20 protein-coding genes and 1 pseudogene are annotated in these 22,419 nt (G+C 43.3%); 9 read left to right on the top strand and 12 right to left on the bottom strand.

What is annotated here, in order from left to right:
* The first annotated feature begins 141 nt into the window (after nucleotides 1-141).
* Complete coding sequence (locus B1L02_RS16310) at nucleotides 142-912, top strand: YggN family protein (protein ID WP_088531864.1); 771 nt, start codon at nucleotides 142-144, stop codon at nucleotides 910-912.
* On the opposite strand, the gene B1L02_RS16305 is transcribed toward B1L02_RS16310, so the two are convergent.
* The 7 genes from B1L02_RS16305 to B1L02_RS16275 form a co-directional block, all read right to left on the bottom strand.
* Nucleotides 907-1,740, bottom strand: a complete 834-nt coding sequence (locus B1L02_RS16305) for an amidohydrolase family protein (RefSeq protein ID WP_088531863.1) — start codon at nucleotides 1,738-1,740, stop codon at nucleotides 907-909. The genes B1L02_RS16310 and B1L02_RS16305 overlap by 6 nt on opposite strands.
* A gap of 13 nt (nucleotides 1,741-1,753) precedes the next feature.
* The gene (locus B1L02_RS16300) at nucleotides 1,754-2,482 is read right to left on the bottom strand and encodes an SDR family NAD(P)-dependent oxidoreductase (RefSeq protein ID WP_088532299.1); all 729 of its coding nucleotides are present in this window, start codon (nucleotides 2,480-2,482) and stop codon (nucleotides 1,754-1,756) included.
* A 2-nt stretch (nucleotides 2,483-2,484) separates the two neighbouring features.
* The gene (locus tag B1L02_RS16295; RefSeq protein ID WP_088531862.1) at nucleotides 2,485-2,973 is read right to left on the bottom strand and encodes an FKBP-type peptidyl-prolyl cis-trans isomerase; all 489 of its coding nucleotides are present in this window, start codon (nucleotides 2,971-2,973) and stop codon (nucleotides 2,485-2,487) included.
* A 101-nt stretch (nucleotides 2,974-3,074) separates the two neighbouring features.
* On the bottom strand, nucleotides 3,075-4,259 hold the full coding sequence (locus tag B1L02_RS16290) for a transglycosylase SLT domain-containing protein (protein WP_411170909.1): 1,185 nt from the start codon (nucleotides 4,257-4,259) through the stop codon (nucleotides 3,075-3,077).
* A 338-nt stretch (nucleotides 4,260-4,597) separates the two neighbouring features.
* A complete protein-coding gene (locus B1L02_RS16285; RefSeq protein ID WP_088531861.1) occupies nucleotides 4,598-5,581 on the bottom strand; it encodes a hypothetical protein in 984 nt (327 codons plus the stop codon).
* Nucleotides 5,581-5,865 carry a cell division protein ZapA gene (locus tag B1L02_RS16280; RefSeq protein ID WP_088531860.1) on the bottom strand — a complete coding sequence of 95 codons (285 nt, stop codon included), beginning with the start codon at nucleotides 5,863-5,865 and terminating at the stop codon, nucleotides 5,581-5,583. Before B1L02_RS16280 ends, B1L02_RS16285 begins: the two co-directional genes overlap by 1 nt.
* Nucleotides 5,865-6,092, bottom strand: coding sequence for a hypothetical protein (locus B1L02_RS16275; RefSeq protein ID WP_010374211.1), 228 nt, complete (start codon nucleotides 6,090-6,092; stop codon nucleotides 5,865-5,867). Before B1L02_RS16275 ends, B1L02_RS16280 begins: the two co-directional genes overlap by 1 nt.
* A gap of 233 nt (nucleotides 6,093-6,325) precedes the next feature.
* Between B1L02_RS16275 and B1L02_RS16270 the strand changes: the two genes are divergently transcribed.
* On the top strand, nucleotides 6,326-7,168 hold the full coding sequence (locus tag B1L02_RS16270) for a 23S rRNA (adenine(2030)-N(6))-methyltransferase RlmJ (RefSeq protein WP_088531859.1): 843 nt from the start codon (nucleotides 6,326-6,328) through the stop codon (nucleotides 7,166-7,168).
* Nucleotides 7,169-7,238: 70 nt separating this feature from the next.
* Here the strand turns inward: B1L02_RS16270 and B1L02_RS16265 are convergent, their stop codons facing one another.
* A complete protein-coding gene (locus tag B1L02_RS16265) occupies nucleotides 7,239-7,808 on the bottom strand; it encodes a PhnA domain-containing protein (RefSeq protein WP_010374208.1) in 570 nt (189 codons plus the stop codon).
* 107 nt (nucleotides 7,809-7,915) lie between these two features.
* Nucleotides 7,916-8,653, bottom strand: coding sequence for a substrate-binding periplasmic protein (locus B1L02_RS16260; protein WP_088531858.1), 738 nt, complete (start codon nucleotides 8,651-8,653; stop codon nucleotides 7,916-7,918).
* 208 nt (nucleotides 8,654-8,861) lie between these two features.
* On the opposite strand from B1L02_RS16260, the gene B1L02_RS16255 reads away from it, so the two are divergent.
* Nucleotides 8,862-10,139, top strand: a complete 1,278-nt coding sequence (locus B1L02_RS16255; protein WP_088531857.1) for an EAL and HDOD domain-containing protein — start codon at nucleotides 8,862-8,864, stop codon at nucleotides 10,137-10,139.
* 122 nt (nucleotides 10,140-10,261) lie between these two features.
* On the opposite strand, the gene B1L02_RS16250 is transcribed toward B1L02_RS16255, so the two are convergent.
* The 3 genes from B1L02_RS16250 to B1L02_RS16240 form a co-directional block, all read right to left on the bottom strand.
* On the bottom strand, nucleotides 10,262-11,746 hold the full coding sequence (locus tag B1L02_RS16250) for an exopolyphosphatase (RefSeq protein WP_088531856.1): 1,485 nt from the start codon (nucleotides 11,744-11,746) through the stop codon (nucleotides 10,262-10,264).
* A gap of 17 nt (nucleotides 11,747-11,763) precedes the next feature.
* A complete protein-coding gene (gene ppk1, locus B1L02_RS16245) occupies nucleotides 11,764-13,860 on the bottom strand; it encodes a polyphosphate kinase 1 (protein ID WP_088531855.1) in 2,097 nt (698 codons plus the stop codon).
* Nucleotides 13,861-13,979: 119 nt separating this feature from the next.
* Nucleotides 13,980-14,486 carry a glycine cleavage system protein R gene (locus B1L02_RS16240; RefSeq protein WP_088531854.1) on the bottom strand — a complete coding sequence of 169 codons (507 nt, stop codon included), beginning with the start codon at nucleotides 14,484-14,486 and terminating at the stop codon, nucleotides 13,980-13,982.
* 305 nt (nucleotides 14,487-14,791) lie between these two features.
* On the opposite strand from B1L02_RS16240, the gene B1L02_RS16235 reads away from it, so the two are divergent.
* The 6 genes and pseudogenes from B1L02_RS16235 to B1L02_RS16210 all read left to right on the top strand — a co-directional run bounded on the left by B1L02_RS16235 (nucleotide 14,792) and on the right by B1L02_RS16210 (nucleotide 22,395).
* Nucleotides 14,792-17,026: an ABC transporter permease subunit gene (locus B1L02_RS16235; protein WP_088531853.1), complete on the top strand. Its 2,235-nt coding sequence runs from the start codon at nucleotides 14,792-14,794 to the stop codon at nucleotides 17,024-17,026.
* A 15-nt stretch (nucleotides 17,027-17,041) separates the two neighbouring features.
* Nucleotides 17,042-18,691: a phosphate ABC transporter permease PstA gene (gene pstA, locus B1L02_RS16230; protein ID WP_088531852.1), complete on the top strand. Its 1,650-nt coding sequence runs from the start codon at nucleotides 17,042-17,044 to the stop codon at nucleotides 18,689-18,691.
* Between the two features lie 27 nt (nucleotides 18,692-18,718).
* A complete protein-coding gene (pstB, locus tag B1L02_RS16225) occupies nucleotides 18,719-19,546 on the top strand; it encodes a phosphate ABC transporter ATP-binding protein PstB (RefSeq protein ID WP_010607157.1) in 828 nt (275 codons plus the stop codon).
* A 23-nt stretch (nucleotides 19,547-19,569) separates the two neighbouring features.
* Nucleotides 19,570-20,271 carry a phosphate signaling complex protein PhoU gene (phoU, locus tag B1L02_RS16220; protein WP_010607158.1) on the top strand — a complete coding sequence of 234 codons (702 nt, stop codon included), beginning with the start codon at nucleotides 19,570-19,572 and terminating at the stop codon, nucleotides 20,269-20,271.
* A 142-nt stretch (nucleotides 20,272-20,413) separates the two neighbouring features.
* Nucleotides 20,414-21,091 (top strand): TIGR00153 family protein, encoded by a 678-nt coding sequence (locus tag B1L02_RS16215; RefSeq protein ID WP_010607159.1) that lies wholly within the window; start codon nucleotides 20,414-20,416, stop codon nucleotides 21,089-21,091.
* Nucleotides 21,092-21,127: 36 nt separating this feature from the next.
* Nucleotides 21,128-22,395: pseudogene (locus B1L02_RS16210) on the top strand (inorganic phosphate transporter).
* The last annotated feature ends 24 nt before the right edge of the window (nucleotides 22,396-22,419 follow it).

The following is a 22,419-nucleotide window of genomic DNA, read 5'->3' as shown; positions in this document are numbered from 1 at the left end:
ATGCACAGGAATCTCTAATATTGTCAATCAGACATAGCTTGTTACTTTCATCCGTCTAAAATGGCTTTGGGATTGTTTGATCTTTTGGTACTCTCCTGAAGCACCCCTTTCCCGTCTTACATTCTGCACATAGGAGGCCATATGAATCGATTACTCAGCGCGATAGCCTTGTCTTGTGCCGTACTGGCGTCTTCTGCACATGCTACAAATAAGTGCGATGTTGAACTTGGGCATGGCCTTATTATCACTGACAACGAAATTCGTATCGTTGATGATGGTCAGACCCGAATCCAAATCAACAATGATAGTCAGCTTTTTATTCTAGGCCGCTGGATTGAGTTAGATCAGGAAGGGGAGAGAGTTGTGCGCGAGTATTCTTTAGGAATACGGGATACCGTTCCTGAACTGGTTAATCTGGCGACCGATGGCGTAAACCTCGGATTAAGTGCGATTGAGCAAGTGGTTGAGGGGATGTCCGACAAAGAGCCTGAAGTGCTCAAAACGCAGTTGCAATACGTTGAGCGTGCGCTGATGGATAAGTTTAAGCGTGGAGACGATTTCTTCTTTATCGCACCACAGTCACTTTCTAAAATTGATGATTTCTTTACTAAAGAGATCAGTCAAAAAATTCACTCAGCTGTTCATGGCTCGTTGGGATCCATTTTAGTTTCTTTAGGGGATGCGTTTAAATCTCGCGAAGGGAATATCGAAGATCGCATTAACGATATGGGTCAACGCATGGAGATTATTTCGAAAGAAATAGATAAATCGCTGCAGAAAAAAGCCCACCAGTTAGAAGAGAAAGCTGAAGAATATTGCGAGTGCTTAAACACCTTAGATCAAACGGAAGAAAAACTGCAGCGCATAGTACCTGAGCTGGTTGCTTACGATCTGGTTCAGATCCGCTCATAATCCATAGCAGTTTTTGGCATTATCTCGGCTGAGTTTATGCCAAGTGGACGATATGCCTATCACGTCTAAATAATCCTGCCATATTTGCCAGTAGCTTTTTTGCATGAGAGAAACCGGATAATTTGAACCTAGCATTAGGCTCTCTTCTCCCGCATATGTGATTAAGTGGGTAAGCCATTCAGGGAGTGTCAGCGGGCTTGCTAACATTTCGTGGCCAGAGCACTTAATCATGACGTTGTTGAGCGCTCGAATGCGCCTCAAAATATCTCTGCAAGGGCTGGTGGCGTCAATAAACCCAGCATGGTTAAATACGATTTTTAGGCCAGATTTTTGTTCTGCAAGTTGCAATAACAGATCGACTTTTTCGCTTTGCTTAAATTCTAACTGGGCCTCAAAATGTAGTCCATGCTCGGCAAGACAAGTGAGGTTTTCGAGCACTGAAGGCGCGGATAAACGTTGGCTATCGATGCCTTCTGTGATGTCTCTTATCGCCACTAGCTTAGGATATGCTAAACGCTCTATGGCAGCGCTAAATTGCTCAGGAGTCGCGTTAATGGATGCGTAACCGACGGCTTTAAAAGGAAAGCTGCCTAGTTCCTGATTTAACCAATGTAATTCATTGATGGGGTTTTGATTATCAAAACCGGCTTCCACATGCACTAAGGCTTCGAGTGTAAACTGTGAATGGTGGTGGAGACTTGTAAGGGTATGATTCTGTCTTATTTTTTCCAGATTAGGCCAAGCGGGCGGGTTGTGCTTGAGCCAAGAATATTGCCCTAACGCTAAATCGAAAAAGTGTAGGTGGCTATCAATAATTCTCAGACTCATCACGCATTCCTTTTTACTGTGCGGTATAACCGCCATCAATGCTTTGTAGGCTACCTGTGATAAAACTCGCATCCTCACTTAGTAAGAAAGCGACCAGTGCTGCAACCTCTTGCGGTTGCCCTAATCGACCCAATGGCTGCAACTGGGCTTCTTCTGCAACGATTTCTGCTTTATCTGCACCGCTGCGCGCGCAGTAACTATCAATGGCATGATGGAATAACGGAGTTTCAATTGTACCTGGGCACACTGCATTCGCGCGAATGTTAAATTTGGCGTAATCCAATGCTGTGGTTTTCGCCATCGAAGCAAGCGCACATTTAGACAGGTTATAAGCGAAGGAGTTAGGTTTACCAATAACCGCCTGATCCGACGACATCAATACGATGCTACCGCTACCTTGTGACTTCATGCTTGGTAATACGGCTTGAATGGCAGCGTAAGCGCCTTTCACATTCAATGCAAAAAGGGCGTCAAATGTGGCTTCGTCGGTATCTTCGATTGTTGCACTCAGATGTTTCCCCGCGTTTGAAACGAGCGCATCTATTTGCCCTGTTTCTGCGACTATATCTGCAACTGTTGCTTTTACATCGGCGACTTTACTGACGTCACAATGGCGAAAAATCCCTTGTTCACTGGGCTGAATATCGAGGTTATAAACGGTGTATTGTTGCGATAGCAGCTTGTTGACAATGGCGGCGCCAATGCCAAAGCTGCCACCTGTAACGATGGCAACTTTGTTCATCATTAGTGTCCGCAGCCGCCAGCTGCGTGTACGTGACCGTGTGAAATTTCTTCTGCAGTTGCTTCGCGTACAGAAAGGATCTCAACATCAAACGTTAGTGTTTTGCCTGCGAATGGGTGGTTTAAGTCACAGTCCGCATTAAAGCGTCCTACTTTTACCACCTTAACCTGATGACGACCTTGGTTTGAATCGACAATAGCAGTCATGCCTGGCTTCCAAACTTTGCTGTCACCAAGACCTTGAAGGTGCTTAATAGGAATACGCTGTACTAGACCTTCTTGATATTCGCCGTAAGCTTGCTCAGGCGTTAAGGTTACCGTAAAGCTATCGCCACCGGTTTTACCTTCAAGTTCACTTTCAAGACTAGGTAGCATGCCTTCAGTACCGTGTAGGTAGTTTAGTGGCTCGCCTTCTTTGCTTGATTCGATTTGGCTGTCACCTTCATGAAGTGTGTAATGAAACTCTACCACTGTGTTCTTTGCAATTTGCATAAGTAAACCTTTAATAAATAGTATTTGGGGACGCCATTTAGTATCCACCTTTAAAGCCTGTAGTTTACGTGAGTGCGCTTCTTGGACGCAAGTCTATCCTTTTAATTTGGGCTCTCACCTTGTTTTGGATTACCATGGCGCAGAATTGATTGGATCGCTTCAATGCTGGAGATTGATGAGCCAGCAGGTTGAGTCTTATTGCTTTTTGGCGTAGCAGAGGCTGGTAGAAACACCATTAACACTTTGCCTGGTTTTAGTAGGCTTTGTGCAGTGAGTGAATTCCAATTTAATAAATCTTTTACCGCGACCTTGTAGTGACGGCTGATAGTCCACAGTGACTCGCCTTGTTTTATGGTGTGATGATGTTCTACTTGAGGTGTGGGCTTGGCTTTTATTTCTTGAATGTAAGGGCTCACGTCATAGTCGACGAGTAAGTCTAATTGCTCATTACTCTCGGAAACTAAAAGCTTTTCACCAACTCGGATCAAATCAGTGGTCTTGTTATTTAGTGCTTTTAATGCACTTACGCTCATCCCCGCATTTAATGCGACGCGGTAGAGTGTGTCGTTGGCTTTGACTGTGTAGCCTTGACTGAAGTTTTCTCTGAAAAATGCACTTTTCAATAATGCTTGTTCAGATAATGGCAGTAGCACTTTATGTGGACCATTCGGAGAGCTTCTATGCTTTAAAAACCCTTGGTTGAGTGCGTATAACTGACGCTTTTTGATACCACTGAGCTTAGCCAGTTGGTTAACATCAAATTGCTGTCCAATATCAAGTACTGACGTGGTGGCCTTGTTGGGCAAACTCGGTATTTTAAACCCCTTGGGTGAAGTTTTTAGTAAATGGCTGAGCGCTAAGAGTTTGGGTACGTAGTCCGCGGTTTCTTTTGGTAATGTTAAATGCCAAAAGTGGGTCGACTTTCCAGCTTTTTTATTTTTTGAGATAGCCTTCTTGACCCGCCCTTCACCACTATTATAGGCAGCAAGCGCATGTAGCCAGTCGCCATCAAAACGCTCGTGCAAGTACAGCAAATAGTCGAGCGCGGCGTCGGTCGATGCTAACACATCCTGCCGACCGTCATACCATTCGTCCTTCTTGACGCCGAAATGGTAGGCAGTGGCATCCACTAGTTGCCAAACCCCAACAGCATTTTGTTGTGATTTGGCCTTTGGTCTAAAGTCACTTTCGACAAAAGGGAGCAAGGCGATTTCAATAGGAAGGCCTTTGCGTTCTACCTTTTTTACTACGTGATAAAAATAGGGAGCGGCGCGCCTATTTACCACATTGAGATAATTAGGCTGTGATAAATACCATTTTATGCGCTTATCTAACCTTGGGTGAGATGCGGTATTAAAACTGAGCTTTTTCCGAATGTGTTGCCATAAATCATCGTCTCTGAGGGGGCTTTAACGGTAGTGACTTTGGGTCGTTTTACCTCAACTATAGCAGGAGGCGTGACTGGCTTTTCTGCGGGCACTTGAGTGAGAGCCGACAAAATGGCTTGCCTGCTCACCTGTGGACTACTACTGCTTTTACATCCTGAGAGCACGGCTAATAATATTAACCCACTCAGTTGTATTAATACTCTGTTCATCCTTTAACTATACCGAGAGGTTAAGTTTTATTCAAAATTTCTTTGCTGCTGAAAGTGTTGCCACTGTAATAATGCGCGTTGCTGCATGTGTTTGTCTGGATATAAAACACCAATTTTTTCAACTGCTTGTTGACTATCTTGTAGCTCTAATAAAGCCAAAAACTGTGCTGGAGTGGTCAGCATTTCAGGACGATAGGGTTTTCCCGTTGCCGGCAATATCCAATCAAGTGCATAGCGATTAAAGCGAGTAATAGTTTGTTGCCACTGCGTAGTATGCGGTAAATGTGCAAGTGGAATCTGATCCACGCTATAACCTGCTATCAAGCCCCGATATTTCGGCAGATAAACACTGATGTCATGACCGCTAAAACCCGTGACTTGAGTAAGTTCAACCATCAGACCACCTAGCTCCACGCTTTCAGGTACGTTACCAATGACCTTGCTTGATGGTGCTTGCATGATGAGCTTTGACCATGTCGCAATCCTGTTTTTTGCTAGTGCAATTTTTTTTTGCCACTTTGGTTGTTCAGTTGACTCAAGAGACGCGATGCGGTTTTCACTGAGCACTATGCTTTGGCTGAAAAGCTCAAGTTGTGAGTGAAAGGCTGTCGTCAATGCGTTGGCTGATATTGTCGTAGGACTAAGCCATTGTAAATTTGGATAAGCATGCTTGAGTAGCACGATGCTGGTATCTTGTTTGATATCAGAATGCAGAGAGACCACGTAGCAAAGGGGGACGGTGAGGTGCTTTTTTAATTCAATAATCAAGGCCTCGGTGGTGACAAGATCACCATGTAAGGATGCCAGTAGCGCACACTGCTTGCCGATAACCAGCGCTTGGTTTGGCTGCAAAGCGCGAGCTTTTCCTTGGATAAAATAAACCGAATCATTTACCTTGTGGAACTGGTTAGGATTGGCGGCGGTGCTTGGAAAACTCGCCGCCAATAAAACGATAGCCCAAATTAGTGAGGTGCTACGTAATAAGATAGGGTTGATCCAGTATGTCGGCATTATTCGCCTGCTGGCGGCGCTAATTTGTCGATGAGCGTGGAAACGAACTCTGCGTTTTGCTGTTGCTTTGATTCCAATGCTTGTAAATCATGACAAAGGTGTAGGGCTGCGAGTAGTAACGCATTGTGATCATTGCGAACGGTTGAGCGTTTACGCATTTCTTCTACACGTCGGTCTAAAAGCGCCACGGCGTTATGCAGCGCTTCCTCTTGATCTGGCGCACATGCAAATTGATGTGACTTGCCAAGTAACGTCACTGTTACTTGGTTATTCTGCTCAGACATTAGCTAGCCTGTTGAGTTTGCAACTTATCAAGTAGACCAGATAAAGATGAACTAAACTCTTTTTGCTTTTCTTCGCTTTCTAGCATTTCAAGCTGTAGTGTTTCATTTTCATCGATGAGTTTTTGATTTTGTTCTTTCAGTGCCGAAACTTCCGATTTTAACTGGTTATTTTGGCTCAAAAGTTGGTCAATCAACTGGTCGAGTTTTTGGAGATCCTGATTATTCATAAATGCGCTCATATGACTGTGATTTGTCATGCAAATGTAAAACAAAGCGGCTAAGGATGCTAGTGTTTACGCGACTTTCTACTGATTTTTCTCAACTTTTAAGAGATAATGCCGATATTGGAATATTTTGTTCAGAAGTGATTCAGTCTAAAGTTAAAAATTGATGAATCATTGCTCAAATTTAGCTCAGGTTTATTTACCTGTGTTGTTATTATTTTTATCAAGGCGGGGTTATGCTCAGTTACCGACATTCTTTTCATGCAGGAAACCCTGCCGATGTGATCAAACACTTAGTATTGGCAGAAGCGTTGTCATACATGACTAAAAAAGATAAGCCGTACGACTATGTGGATACGCACTCTGGTGCTGGCTTTTTTGAGCTGGCGAGCAATGATGCACAAAAAACTCAGGAGTACCTTCAAGGCATCGCTAAGCTATGGAATTATTCAGGATCAGTGTCAGCGATTAGTGATTATGTTGCATTAATCAAGTCTTTTAACGAAGGCGATAAACTAAGCCATTACCCCGGCTCTCCTAAGGTGGCGGAACACTTCTTACGTCGTCAGGATAACGGCTGGTTTTTTGAGCTACATCCAAAAGATCTGGAGCTGTTAAAGCAAAATACAGCACATAAAAAGTCACTGCGAGTAACTGGTAGTGATGGTTTTAAAGGGCTTTTAGGATTGGTGCCACCAGCTTCACGCAGAGCCTGCGTGCTGATGGATCCACCTTATGAGATTAAATCTGATTATGATGTTGCGATCAAAAGCATCATAAAAGCACACAAAAAGTTTGATTCAGGTGTGTATATGATCTGGTATCCTGTTGTTGAGCGTGAACGCATTGATGCAATGGAGTCGAGCCTGATTGAATCTGGAGTGCGCAATATTCAAGTGTTTGAACTTGCTACTCGTGCAGATACCCAAGAGCGAGGCATGACGGCTTCTGGCATGATGGTGATCAATCCGCCTTGGACCTTAAAGAAAACCATGGATAAAGTGTTGCCTGAATTGGTTGCGCTATTGGCTGAGGATGATGGTGCGTTTTATCGCAGCATTCAATTAGTCGAAGAATAGAAATAAACTGCTAAGCTATCCAGTTGATAAGACAGTGAAGACACTTAGCAGTTTATCTTAGGGCGCCTAGTTATTTCTTAACAAACTTCGTTAAAATAACGATGTTTTGACCTTCTACACGGCCTTCAATATGCTCTGGGTTTGAAGGCGAAAGGCGAATGTTACGTACTGCAGTTCCGCGTTTTGCAACTAGGCTACTACCTTTGACATCCAAGTCTTTAATCAAAGTCACTGTGTCACCAGCGCTGAGCTTCACTCCGTTACTATCTAGGTGGACAAGGTCGTCATCCTCTGCAAGTGCTTGATCAGCCCATGCTCGAGTCTCATCTTCTAGATACAGCATGTCTAATGCATCTTGAGCCCAGCCATTATCTGGCGCAAGGCGCTTAAGCATACGGTAGGCAACAACCTGAACGGCAGGAACCTGGCTCCACATACTATCGTTTAAACAGTGCCAATGGTTGGCTTCTAAATCCTGTTGACCTTCAACCTGTGGTTTGCACTGGCTACAAAGATAAACACATTTGTCAGAATGTGCTTCGGCGACTGGTGGCACTTCGTATACTTCGAGACCATCCGTTGAGGTACAGAGCTCACATTGATTGTTACTGCGCTCAGCAAGCGCGGCAGCGATAGTCATAATGATTTCCCAAGCTGTAAAAGTGCCATTATACCAAATGCGTCACTTGATACTCAATTTATGGGAAGAATTTATGCATTTAACTTGATCTATGTCCAGAGCAGATGTTATCTGCCACCTTTAGCATGTATTGGTAGTTGTGAAATATACTGCTGTGCTATTTTTTCGATTTCACCAGAATGTTTAAGCTGTGCGATAGCCTGATTTATCCGCTTAAGTAATCCATGATGCTTACCTAACAACCGCAGCTGCAGCATCCCTTCTGAATGTAGTTGATTGAAGCTAAAAGCAATGCCAAGTTGTTCAGACCAATATAGTGCGGGTAAATCGCCAATAATAATATGTTCAACCCTGCCTAGGTTTAGGGCTTGCAGCAACTCTTTTTCGGATGCAAAATCAACCCGCTCGAATATTTGGTCATCATGGTAATAGTAGCCTCTAACTGTACCAACTTCGATACCCGCTAGGGTTAATATAGGTGGTTGAGATTGACGAGTAACAATATATTCTTTAATAGGTAGGATGGGGTCTGAATAGATAAATCTATCGTCTTGCCTCTGCTGCTCGTTCAGCCAATCTGGACTGATGATATCAAAATCAATTTGCTGCTTCTCTAGATAAAAGTTGGTGCGTTTCGCTGGGAGAAGCAGGTTTTCGCCTCTGATCTTTGCTTTTACCAAAATGGCTTCCACCATTTCGGGCAGGATCCCTGGTGCATCTTCGCTGTGAGTAAAATACGGGTAAAAGCTGCCCGAGCCACTTAAACTGTACTTTAAGTAGGGGACTTGTTCAGCCTTAGTCAAACCGGCAAAGGCGAATAACCAGACGATCAAAACTTGCTTCATGCACTCATCTTAGCTTAACTTTTCTTAGACAGGCAAGCCACTGGCGTTCTGTGAATTAAAAGCCTACTCTTTATAAGGACTTAGTTTAATAAGTTGGTAACTTTTGGTTATACGTGTTGTAAAATAGCGAAACTTTTTATTGCTCGGGGCGTTACCATATTATACGCTCCGAGACACGTGGTTTCCTTTTATCTAAAAAAGGATACGAATGTTAATGAGTGGTCCGGTGACTGAAATACGTAAATCAGCAGTGCAGTATATTGCAAGACAGGCCATTTTGCGGCCAGATCAAGAAGTCTTTGCCTATGAGTTGCTTTACAGAGACTCAGATAACAATGCTTTCCCAGTTGGGGTAAGCGATGGGCAAGCGACTGGGCGAATGTTTTTTAACTCCTTAATGTTTATCGGTGTAGAGCGTTTGGCTGCGGGGCAGCTCGCTTTTATAAATCTATCCGACGAATCATTACTGCAAGAATTACCTAGCTTATTAGCGCCACAGAAGCTTGTGGTGGAAATTGTGGAGCGCTCTAAAAATATCCCTTCTCTTGTGAATACGGTGACTAAGTTAATAGAGAAAGGCTATCGATTTGCTTTGGATGACTACGACGGCACGTCAAAGTGGGATCCGTTGCTACCACTCATGGAATTCGTCAAAATTGAGGTTGAGCAGCCAATTATAAAAACCAATATGGCGGTAAAAAAGCTCAAGCGCCAGTATCCGGATATTAAAATCATTGTTGAGCGTATCGAAACAAAAGAAGAGTTCGAGATCATCAAATCATCTGGAGCAGACTTTTTCCAAGGTTTCTTTTTCGCCAAACCTGAAATGCTCAACCATGGCAACGTTGAACCATCGAAAATGGTGGTGTTTCAGCTGCTACAAGCAACGGCGAAAAAATCTTTATGCTTCAAAGAAATACAAACAAGAGTAAGCAAAGATCTGAGTTTAACTGCACGATTGCTAAAACTTGCGAATGCTAAAGCCGGTGAAGATAGATTAGAAATTAAGTCTATCTCTCAGGCTGTTGTGTATTTAGGCGAAGACGCAATTAGGCAGTTTGTTAAAATACTGGCATTGAGCGAATTGGGTTCAGATAAACCCAGTGAGCTGACAAGAATGGGCTTAACTCGTGCCAAGTTTGTGGAAACATTCTTAATGCCAGGTGGCGAAGAAATGTCGGAAACTGGCTATTTGCTTGGTCTTATGTCCATCCTAGATGTGATCCTTGATGTTGAGCTTTCTGTTATTGCAGCGGAGTTTTCTCTCGATGATTCGCTTTCCAGTGCGTTACTGAGTTATCAAGGCTTACTTGGTGGAGCGCTACGTTTAGCGTTCGAAATTGAGCGCAACGATTGGCGAGAAGCTGAGCTTATTTTACAAGCTATCAGACCAGCAACACCGACCAATTACCTCTATGATATGGCGCTTTCTAGTCGAGCTTATGCAGATGAGATCCTTTCTATTGTGGCAGGTGATGAACAGTAGTTCTTACCTGGCAAAGTGAAAAGGTAAGTAATCGGAGTTGCGGATAATTAGCGCCTTTCTAGCTGCCCATCTAAGCGCTAATGGCGTTGAATTCCCTTCCAATAGTTAGCTATTGGTAATACTTATCCAAATCTCAGGTTAAATTGAATACCGATTGTTTTTAGATAGTTTTGTTCTTGCTCGAGATCTGCTTGAAACAGCGAGTGTGATTCAAGCCACTCAGCCGCAATGTGAAGTATCAAAGCGTTATCAACAGCTGTGATACTTAGCTCGGGAAGTTGGTCTTGTTGGCGCTTTTGGTTCACTAGGACGCTGAGGCGAAACACCGCCAAAATACGATTAAAGTGTGTTAGCTCTTCGTTGACTAACTCTGTTAACTCTGGCGTTTTTATCTTTTTTCGATAAAAGCGTACAAGTGCACTTAGCCTTAATTGCTGGGCTTGAGTAAAGCCAGGAAGTTGGCTATGTCTGACAATATAAGCACCGTGTTTATGCATGCCAGAAGAGTTTATGGCGAGTCCCACCTCATGGAGTTTTGCTGCCCAACATAACATTTCGACATCATAAGAGGATAGTTGCCAGTGCGCTTTTAGTTGAGTCGTAAATAGTTTGATGGTTTCACAAATATTTTCGGCGTGTTGCTTATCAATATTATAGTGATCGCTGAACGTGTTAATTGTGCGGGTGCGAATATCAAACTCGTCAGTTTGATGCATTTCAAACAATAAACCTTCTCGCAATGCATATTCACTAAGGCGCATGCGCTCGAGCCCTAACTGTCTAAATAGTGCTATCAATACAGCAAGGCCGCCTGCAATACTGGTTTTTCGCTCCTCAGGTAGTGCTTTTAAGGAAATATTGTCTATGTGCCCAGCATCAATAAATAGCTGTTTAATTTGCTCCAAAATAGGCAGGGTAATTTCATCGGCTTGGGTTAGTTCGTTAACCATAGCAGCAATTGCTTTAATGGTACCAGATGTGCCGATAACGGTATTCCAGCCGAGTTTTAGGTAGCTTGCGGTAATACTCTCAATTTGTTGCTCTGCTTTTATTTCTGCCTTTTTGAATCGCTTTGCAGATAGCTTTCCGTCAAAAAAGTAGGCTTTTTGCATGGTTACGCAGCCCACATTGCGACTACTTAACAGTTTGTGCGTAAGGTGCTGACCAATAACTAACTCTGTGCTGCCACCTCCAATGTCGATAACCAAACGGTTATGACTATCATGTTCATGATTGGCGACACCTTGGTAGATAAGGCGAGCTTCTTCTTGGCCTGAAATCACATTGATTGGATATGGAAAAACCTGTTTCGCCTTAGCGAGAAAATAATTAAGGTTTTTGCAATTTCGTAGCGTGTAGGTCGCTACTACTTGAACGGACTCTTTAGGAAAATCATGTAGTGTCGTCGCAAATTGCGAGAGCGTATCCAATGCTCGGGCTATCGCGTCGTCACTTAAATTGAAATCATCATCAAGGCCCGCAGCCAAGTAAACGCGTTGCTTTTCTTTATGGAGGAGTTGAAGGCGACCATCTACTTCTCTTGCTACAACAAGGTGAAAACTATTTGAACCTAAATCCACTGCGGCAATAGAAGGGTAGTCGCGCATATATTCTTCCTCAACGGTTATTCTTTCGCTTCATTTAATTGGTGCAACTCCCATTTTTTTAAATGGTCATAAATCGCGATCTGAGAGCGAATTTTTTTACGGTTACCTCGGCGAACGTACAGATTCTTCTGTTCGGCGTCAATAATTCTGGCTTTAGTGCGATCTTTAAATTGCAACTCAATGATATCGATAATCAGCTTTTTCAAATGTTCGGCATAAATGGGGGTGCCAACTTCAACACGGTGGTCGAGGTTACGAGTCATCCAGTCTGCAGAGGAAATGTAGACTTTAGGGTCGCCGTTGTTGTCGAAAATCATCACTCGCGGGTGCTCTAAGAAACGATCGACGATACTTATGATTTTTATATTATCGCTAAACTGCACTATACCGGGCACAAGGGCACACATGCCGCGTACGATGAGGCGGATCTTGACGCCTTTACGCGATGCTTCGTACAGCTTATCAACGAGTTGTTTATCAACTAAGTTATTGATCTTAATTGTTACCTTACCTGTTCGACCTTGCTCGGCATGGGTTATCTCTTCATCGATCAATGCTAGAATTTGGCTACGCGCGTTGATAGGCGAAATCATCAAGTGCTCGAATCTAAACGGCAGGTAACTACTCTCAATAAAGCGAAATACGCTATCGCATTCTTCCGTGATATCAGGGTGCTTGGTAAACAGACTGAAATCAGTATAAATCCTGGCGGTTTTTTCGTGGAAGTTACCCGTACCTATGTGAGCGTATTTTACGATTTTGCCTTTTTCTCTGCGGTGAACCACACAAAGCTTACTATGTACCTTGAGCGCCGGTATGCCTATCATGACCTTAATACCGTATTCACTCATGAGTTTTGCCCACTCAATATTATTTTGCTCATCGAAGCGGGCTTTTAACTCAACCATCACGGTGACTTTCTTACCGTTCTTTGCTGCATTGATCAGTGAAGCGATTAAACGAGATTGTTTGGCCACGCGATAAATGTTGACCTTTATTTGTGTCACTCTGGGGTCAAACGCCGCTTGGCGGATATATTCCAGCATGTGATTAAAGGTATGGTAGGGGTAATACAGTAAAATATCCTGAACTGAAATCGCGCGAAAGACGCTGCTATATTTTGAAAAGGCAGCACTTTTAAGTGGCGGCAATGGCTTATTTTCTAAGTAACCACGACCAACGTTTGGAAAAGACATAAAATCTCTGAAATTGCGATATCTACCACCTGGGATCATGGCATCTTGGCCTGTTACTCCTAAGCGCTTTTTCATCAACTTGATCATTTCTTCCGGCATTGATTCTTCATACACTAAGCGCACGGGTTCGGCATACAAGCGCTGCTTGAGGCCTTTGGACATGGTATCCAACACACCTTCTTCAAGCTCATCATCTAAGTTGTATTCAGCGTCTCGAGTAAGCTTCATCGAATAGGCGTCAATGCGGTCAAATTTGAAGAAACTTTTAAACACATCGGCAATAAAGAATCGAATAACATCGTCAAGCAACACAATCGTTTTATGTCGACGGGTTTTTTCTGGTGGTAGCTGGACAAAACGATTTAGACGGTCAGTCGGGACTTCCAAAAAGGCATGGTGCTGCTTCTCACCATTTAACTCCACAAACAGGTGAGTCATAGTGTCGTTGATGTTGTCCGAATAGTCCTTACTTTCGTTAATCATCATTGGTAATAGGTGAGGCAGCACTTGGTCTTTAAAGTAGTTAGCCAACCAATTTTTGTGGAAGTCAGACAGCGCATCAGGTTGCTTAATATGGATATGATGCTCATTTAAATCGATGAGGATCTGGTCATAAATAGCATTGAACTTTTTGCCAAGTTCCAACACCTTCTTTTGAATGTCAGCAAGTAGCGCTTCATCTTCATCGAAATTGGTATCAGGCAGATTATTTAATAAGATACGGCGCTTTACATCCGCAACACGGACTTGGAAAAACTCATCTAAGTTATTGGAAAATATACCAAGAAACCGGATCCGCTCGATGATCGGGTTGGTTGGGTCCTTGGCTTCTTGTAAAACGCGTTCGTTAAAAGAGAGCCAGCTTAATTCTTTGGCAAAGTACGTGATAGTTTTATGCTCTGGAGATACGGCCTGCATGGTTCTTTCCATAGGTACAGCTTATTTTTACAGCTTAAGCAGGGTGTGTGACATAATTATGACAAACACAACGCGCCTGTCGTGTTTGTCATTCAACTATCATGAGTATAGTGTAGGTTTTAGCTTTCTTCTATGTCCACGATCAAGTCACTGGTGATTGACTCGAGTGCTTCAATTACGTTTTCCTTGACCGTGCCAGCAGGTAAAGTCACAGTTGCGAAAGCGCTGAAAATAGGCAGTCCCCAGTTCGGTGCACTACGTTGTTTTGAGGTTAAGTGTGTGATGTTTGCACCCTTGTGGCGAATAACCGTAGCAAGCTCTTGCACAATTCCCGGTCTATCGTTACCTGTGATGATTAAATTTAATGTATCTGGCTCATCCTGTGCTGGCAAGTTTTCGCCTGATTCAACGCTAACGTCTAACCCTGGCAATTTATGCAACGCATCTTGTATTTCTTGCAAATGTTCTTCGGCAACCTCAACTTGCACGATGCCTGCGAATTGTCCGGCAAGGTGGCTTAAGTTACTGGTTAACCAATTGCCATGGTTGGAAAGAATAGTGGAAGAGATTTCCTCAACGAGACCCGGTCGGTCCTTACCTATAAGTGTTAATATTAACTGCTTCATATCATGTCTCTTTTTTTGTGGCGCCCGTAGGCGAAAAAACGAATTCGGCGCATGATTTAGACTAGTCTAAAAACTTACTTTGTCCAGTGCCCATAAACACTTAATGTAAAGAAATGCAACGAAATTTATGTATTTACTCTAGGCTAACAATCAGAGCATTTTTTGAGCCGATTAGTTCCATTATTCTCATAATGAATTTGATGGCTAATGCCAATTGAAGAAAGTTCAATAGTGTCTCAGGTGTAACACAACTGTCATCTTGATGAAATATAATACCCCCAATTTTTAAACCAAAGGGTATATTGATGACTTCAAATCCGCAAAAGCCATCCTTTAAAACGGATAGAAGCCGTCTCTTCAAAGACAGGTTTGCACAATTTGGCATTACTTCTGGTGGAGTAATGGTCTTAGTCGCACTTTTACTTATCTTCTTCTACTTATTGTATGTTGTTCAACCAATCTTTGAATCGGCAAAGGTTGAAAAGCGTATGGATATTCAGCTTACACAAGACAAAGCATATTTGGGAGTAGGGGTAGAAGAACAAACTGAAATTGCGTACTTACTCGGTAGCCAAGGAACGGTAGATTATTACCAAATCAAAGGTGAAGGCGCTGGTAAATTGCTAGATACATTAGATGTTGCACTCGACGGTAATATCACATCATTTGCAGAGAGTGCGCCTTTCCTAGGGCAATATGCATTCGGTCTGGATAATGGTCAGGTACAATTAGTGAAGCCGATGTTCACGGTAAGCTTCCCTGGTAATCAACGTGTTTTAACCCCTCGCTTAAGTTATCCACTCAATGCGAAGCAACTGATTGTTGATGAACAAGGGCAAGCAATTCGTAAGTTTGCCTTTAGTCACTTCGAAGACAAAACAGCGGTAGTTGCTCAAACTGCGGATAAACGTGTGATTTTTGCGTCTTTTGTTGCGGAAGAAAACATGTTTACTGGAGAAGTTGAGTGGGCCGTTGAGCGTACTGAGTTAGATATTGATGGCCGCGTTGATGAGTTACTTATTTCTCCCGATACGTCGCGTACATTTGTTCGCTCAGCAAACCAAGTTTACGTTTTTGACTCTCGCTATGCTTCTGAAGTTGAGTTATTCCAATTGCTTGCTGCAAACGAGGAAAATGCCAACTTAGTCGATATGAACCTACTAGCGGGCGCAAACTCGTTAATGCTTGCTAACGACAATGGTGAGGTTTCACAATGGTTTGAAGTCAATACCGATGATGGACGCCAGTTTGCTAAAATCCGTTCTTTTGAAACACCAAAGAGCAAACAGGTCAAACTATTCAGTGAATACTATCGCCGTACTTTCTTCACGACCAACGAAAATGGTCAGTTAGGTTTGTATTACACCACCAGTGAAGCGCACTTATGGCAAGGTAAAGTCACAGATAAAGTAGTACAGAAGTTTGCAGTAGCGCCGCGCGCTAATGCGGCTTTGTTACTAGCCGGTGACACGTTAACGGTGGTAGAGCTGCACAATGAGCACCCTGAAGTTACTTGGTCTGCACTGTGGCAAGAAGTGTGGTACGAAGGGTATCCGGAGCCTGCTTATACTTGGCAGTCAACCTCTGCGAGTGATGACTTTGAGTCGAAATTCTCATTAGTACCTATTTCGTTCGGTACCATTAAAGCGGCGCTTTACGCCATGCTGTTTGCCGTGCCAATCGCATTAGCGTCAGCAATTTACACCGCCTATTTTATGTCGAGTGAATTGCGCCGCGTGGTGAAACCAACGGTAGAGATAATGGAAGCACTACCAACGGTTATCTTGGGCTTCTTGGCTGGTCTTTGGTTAGCGCCTTTAATTGAAACTCATCTACCTGCAGTGGTTGCCTTATTGGTGCTATTACCAATTGCGATGATTGCAACGGCATTTGGTTGGACTAAGTTACCTGCAAAAGTCAGACACTTTGTGCCTGAAGGTTGGCATTCAATCTTGCTGATCCCTGTTGTGCTGATCGTCGGCTGGATTTCATTTGCCATGAGCGCTGGTGTTGAGTCTTGGCTATTTAGCGGTAATGTGCGCCAGTATCTAACCAATGAGTTAGGGCTAACATTCGATCAGCGTAACTCGCTGGTAGTGGGTATCGCGATGGGATTTGCGGTTATTCCTACTATCTTCTCTATTGCAGAAGATGCTGTATTTAGCGTACCTAAGCATCTTTCAAATGGCTCATTGGCACTCGGTGCTACGCAGTGGCAGACTTTGGTTCGTGTTGTATTACTTACTGCAAGTCCCGGTATCTTCTCTGCAGTAATGATGGGTCTTGGCCGTGCAGTGGGTGAAACCATGATCGTATTGATGGCAACCGGTAACACGCCAATCATGGACTGGAGTATCTTTCAAGGTATGCGTACGCTCGCTGCAAACATTGCGGTGGAAATGCCGGAGTCTGAAGTTGGCAGCTCTCACTATCGCATCCTGTTCCTAGCTGCCTTTGTATTGTTTATTTTTACTTTCGTATTTAACACCGTTGCTGAATTTGTTCGTCAGCAGCTGCGTGAAAAGTACAGCTCAATGTAATTGGAGTGACATGACATGATAAAACAGTGGTTTAAGTCAGGTTCTCCGTGGATCTGGATGACAGGTGGCGCGGTCAGTATTAGTTTGATTTCTGTAATTGGACTACTTGCAATGATAGCGTGGAAAGGACTGAGCTTCTTTTGGCCATCAGAAGTTGTTGAGATGCATCTTGATGGTTCGGTTGCTAAGCAAACGGTAATTGGTGAAATATACGATCGCGAGATGGTACCAAAATCGCGCCTTGAAGCAGCTGGATTTGACCTTTCAGGCTACAACAGCGATCAAATTGAGCGTTTGCTCGTTAAAACGGGTAATCGTGAATATGTAGAGCTTGATTTCCGTTGGGTATTATCAACAGACATCAAAAGCCAGTCTACTCCAGCAGAATTAGCAGTATTTGAGCGTAGTAAAAATGGTAATTTCTATGGCTATGTTGCCCGCGTTTTAGAAGACGGTAAAGTAGTAACTGACCAGCCAATTGAAAGGCTGCATGAGCTTGTTGAGCGTGCCGTTGACCTTAATGACGAAGCGCTTGACCTACAAAATAGCGAAATCGGGCACATTAACTATGAGCTTGAACGTCTACGTTTAAAAGAAAAGTCGTACCAGCTTGATAATGAACTGACAGCAGAAAAGTTAGCAGAGCTAGATGCACGCCGTGCTGAGCTACGCGAAGATTACAAAGTCTTCGAAAAACGTTTATTTGAGCTAAGAAAGCAGGCAAAGCGTGACCAAGTTGTGGTACGTGACATGCGTGGTGAAGAAGTGACTTTACCTCTGTACCAAGTGTTGGACGTTTGGTTTCCAAATGACATGGGCTTTTTTGCCAAAGTGGGTCATTACTTAGTACAAATCAGTAAGTTCGTGAGCGATGACCCGCGTGAAGCAAACACCGAAGGTGGGGTATTCCCAGCAATCTTTGGTACGGTATTTATGGTTATGTTGATGGCAGTGATCGTGACACCATTCGGTGTTATTGCCGCAATTTATCTTCATGAATATGCAGCAAAGAACGCTGTGACTAAGATGATCCGCATCGCGGTCATCAACCTTGCAGGCGTTCCATCCATAGTATATGGGGTGTTTGGTCTAGGATTCTTCGTTTATATGTTAGGTGGGTCAATTGACGAGCTCTTCTATCCTGAGGCTGCGCCAAGTCCTGTATTTGGTACACCAGGGGTAATTTGGTCGGCACTTACACTTGCTATCCTTACTTTGCCAGTGGTTATTGTATCCACGGAAGAAGGTTTGTCTCGGATCCCAAGCTCAGTGCGTCATGGTTCACTGGCGCTTGGTGCAACTCAAGCAGAAACCTTATGGCGGATCATTGTACCAATGGCGAGTCCGGCAATTATGACGGGTCTTATTCTTGCTGTTGCTCGTGCAGCGGGTGAGGTAGCTCCTCTGATGCTGGTTGGTGTAGTCAAAATGGCACCAACACTACCGCTTGACGGAAACTTCCCCTATATTCACTTGGATCGTAAGTTTATGCACTTAGGATTCCATATTTATGATGTTGGCTTCCAAAGCCCGAATGTTGAAGCTGCTAGACCTTTGGTTTATGCAACCGCGTTCCTACTGGTTACGGTGATTATTGCACTGAATATCACAGCGATTGGTATTCGTAACCACTTACGCGAAAAATTCAGATCGTTAGAGCATTAATAGTAAAGATTTTTAATAGGTAAAAACATGATTACAGTAGCGCCAGAAGTCAATCAAGCAAACGGCAACAACAAGCTTGATTTAGCAAACTTAAGTCCAGAACTCACCGCACTAGAGATCAAAAACCTAGATCTTTACTATGGTGATAAACAAGCCCTTAGCAACGTCAATATGTTGATCCCAAAAGGGCAGGTAACCGCATTTATCGGTCCATCAGGTTGTGGTAAGTCAACGTTACTGCGTTGTATTAACCGCATGAACGACCTTGTTGATAGCTGTCGTATCGAAGGAGAAATCAACCTTCAAGGACAGAACATTTATGACAAGAGCGTAGATGTTGCGGCACTGCGCCGTAACGTAGGTATGGTATTTCAAAGACCAAACCCTTTCCCTAAATCTATTTATGAGAATGTGGTTTATGGTCTGCGCCTGCAAGGTATCAAAGATAAGCGTAAGTTAGACGAAGTGGTTGAAAAGTCACTCCGTGGCGCCGCGCTTTGGGATGAAGTAAAAGACCGACTTCACGACAGTGCATTTGGTTTATCTGGTGGTCAACAGCAGCGTTTGGTGATTGCTCGCTCTATCGCGATTGAACCCGAAGTATTGTTATTGGATGAACCAACATCAGCACTCGATCCGATTTCAACATTGGTTATCGAAGAGCTCATTAACGATCTGAAAAACAAGTATACTGTAGTTATCGTTACACATAACATGCAGCAAGCAGCGCGTGTATCTGATCAAACTGCGTTTATGTATATGGGTGAGTTAATTGAGTATGCAGATACCAATACCTTATTCACCACGCCGTCTAAGAAGAAAACAGAAGACTATATTACAGGTCGTTACGGTTAAGGCGAGCTTGCGAGGAGAATATAATGGAACACAATATTAATAAGCACATTTCTGGTCGCTTTAATGAAGAGCTAGAAAACGTAAGAAATCACGTACTCAGTATGGGTGGACTGGTAGAGCAGCAACTAAACACTGCGCTTGATGCGGTGAATCACAATGATGCTGAAAAAGCGAAAAAAGTTAGTCAGAACGACTACAAAGTCAATGCGATGGAAGTGAATATTGACGAAGAATGTACGCGTATTATCGCGAAAAGACAGCCAGCAGCCAGTGACTTGCGTTTGGTTGTTGCCATCGCAAAAACGATTGCAGATCTTGAACGCATCGGAGATGAAGCTGAGCGTATTGCTAAGGTTGCATTAGACTCGTTTACCAAAGATCAGCAAGACCTATTAGTGAATATTGACAATATGGGTCGCCAAGTGTCGCAAATGCTACATGATGTGCTCGACGCGTTTGCCCGTATGGACGCACAAAAAGCATTTGAAGTGCATAAAGCTGACGCCAAAGTGGATCGTGAATACGAAGCTGTAACGCGTCAAATTATGACCTATATGATGGAAGACCCTCGCTCTATTCCAAAAATTATGGACTTAATTTGGTCTGTGCGTTCATTAGAGCGTATCGGTGATCGTTGTCAGAATATTGCGGAATACGTGATTTATTTCGTAAATGGCAAAGATATTCGTCATACATCTCAAGAAGATATCGCAAAAACCTTGTGACGCTTATCAACTAGTTGCGCGCTTTCGGCGCGCAATTTCATAGTAAGTTCATCTAAACTTGAAATAAAACCGTTCACAACAGCGCGCAATGCTGTAAAATTACACCTTGCACATGCATACAAATATGATTTAAGGGTCAGTTATGCCTAGTAACGCGTTTTTAGGAGTATTTGCTAAATCTCCTATTAAGCCAATTGAAGAGCATATAAAAATAGTCCATCAAGCCAGTGCGGCTTTGATCCCATTTTTTAACCATGTCTTCAAAGGGGAGTGGACAGAAGCGGATGCAATTCGCATTGAAATCCGCAACCTAGAGCGTGAAGCAGATGAACTAAAGCGTGAAGTACGCTTACATTTGCCTCGTGGTTTATTCATGCCAGTAGAACGGACTGACTTACTGGAACTTATCACCCACCAAGATAAGATAGCCAATAAAGCGAAAGATATCGCAGGTCGCGTTATCGGTCGCGAAATGGTCATCCCTGAATCCATTCAAAAAGATTTTCTTGCTTATGTCACTCGTTGTGTGGACGCAACTAAACAAGCATCAGAAGCGATTAATGAGTTTGATGAACTGCTTGAGACAGGCTTTAGAGGCCGCGAAGTCACTTTAGTTGAAAAAATGCTAGTTGAGCTTGATGCCATCGAGCAAGATACCGACGATATGCAAATTAAAATTCGTCGAGAGTTACGCGCTGTTGAAAGCGAGCTTAACCCAATTGATGCGATGTTCTTATACAAGATCATCGAATGGGTCGGTGGGCTTGCAGATATCGCAGAGCGCGTTGGTTCACGTCTTGAGCTGATGTTAGCTCGTTAATAAAAATCGATCTTTTAAAATAAAGTAAGGTTTCTTATGGATATCATTGCATCCTACGGCACAGTATTGGTTTTAATTGCCGCAGCAGTTGGTTTCTTTATGGCTTATGGTATTGGCGCAAACGATGTTGCGAATGCTATGGGTACTTCGGTAGGTTCAAAAGCGCTTACCATCAAACAAGCAATTATTATTGCTATGATCTTCGAATTCGCAGGGGCTTACCTTGCGGGTGGTGAAGTAACATCAACGATCCGTAAAGGGATTATAGACTCTACTCCTTTCATAGATATTCCTGAACTGATGATACTGGGAATGATCTCTGCACTTTTTGCTGCGGGCGCTTGGTTATTAATGGCCTCAATGCTAGGTTGGCCGGTATCTACAACGCACTCAATCATTGGTGCAATTATTGGTTTTGCGCTAGTGGCAGTAGGCAGCGAAGCAATCCAATGGGGTAAAGTTGCAGGCATTGTTGGTAGCTGGATAGTTACCCCTGCCATCTCTGGCTTTATTGCCTATCTCATCTTCATGAGTGCCCAAAAGCTCATTTTCGATACCAATAAGCCATTAGAAAATGCCAAACGCTTTGTGCCTATTTACATGGGTCTAGCGGGCTTTGTCATGTCTTTGGTTACAATCAAAAAAGGCCTTAAGCATATTGGTATCAAGCTTGGCACATTCGAAGGTTTTGCCCTTGCTATCGGTATCGCTATTATCATTGCTGTTATCGGTAAGATTGCGATTTCTAAGTTGAAAATGGATCCCAATGCTGACAAGCAAATGCAGTTCAACAATGTTGAAAAAGTATTCGCTATCCTTATGGTACTAACGGCATGTTGTATGGCATTCGCGCATGGTTCTAATGACGTTGCTAACGCAATTGGTCCATTAGCTGCAGTGGTAAACATTGTTGAAAACGACGGTGAAATTGCTAAGAAAGCGGCGCTTGCTTGGTGGATCTTACCGCTAGGTGGTTTAGGTATTGTTGCAGGTCTTGCGATTCTTGGTAAGAAAGTTATCAAGACTATCGGTGAAGGTATTACACACCTTACTCCAAGTCGTGGTTTCGCAGCTGAACTTGCCGCTGCTTCAACAGTAGTAATCGCATCAGGCACAGGCCTACCAATCTCTACAACTCAAACCTTAGTTGGTGCGGTATTGGGGTGGGTATGGCGCGTGGTATTGCGGCATTAAACATGGGTGTTATTCGTAACATCGTAGTTTCTTGGGTAATTACGTTGCCAGTTGGTGCTGCCCTTGCTATTGTTATATTCTATATTTTGAGATTAGTGTTCGGCGTATAAAAATAAACCGTACTTTTCAAAAAG

It is taken from the genome of Pseudoalteromonas piscicida (assembly GCF_002208135.1).
Classification (GTDB): domain Bacteria; phylum Pseudomonadota; class Gammaproteobacteria; order Enterobacterales; family Alteromonadaceae; genus Pseudoalteromonas; species Pseudoalteromonas piscicida_A.
The sequence above is the reverse complement of the archived record's forward strand: the minus strand, read 5'-3'. Positions and strand labels throughout refer to the sequence as shown.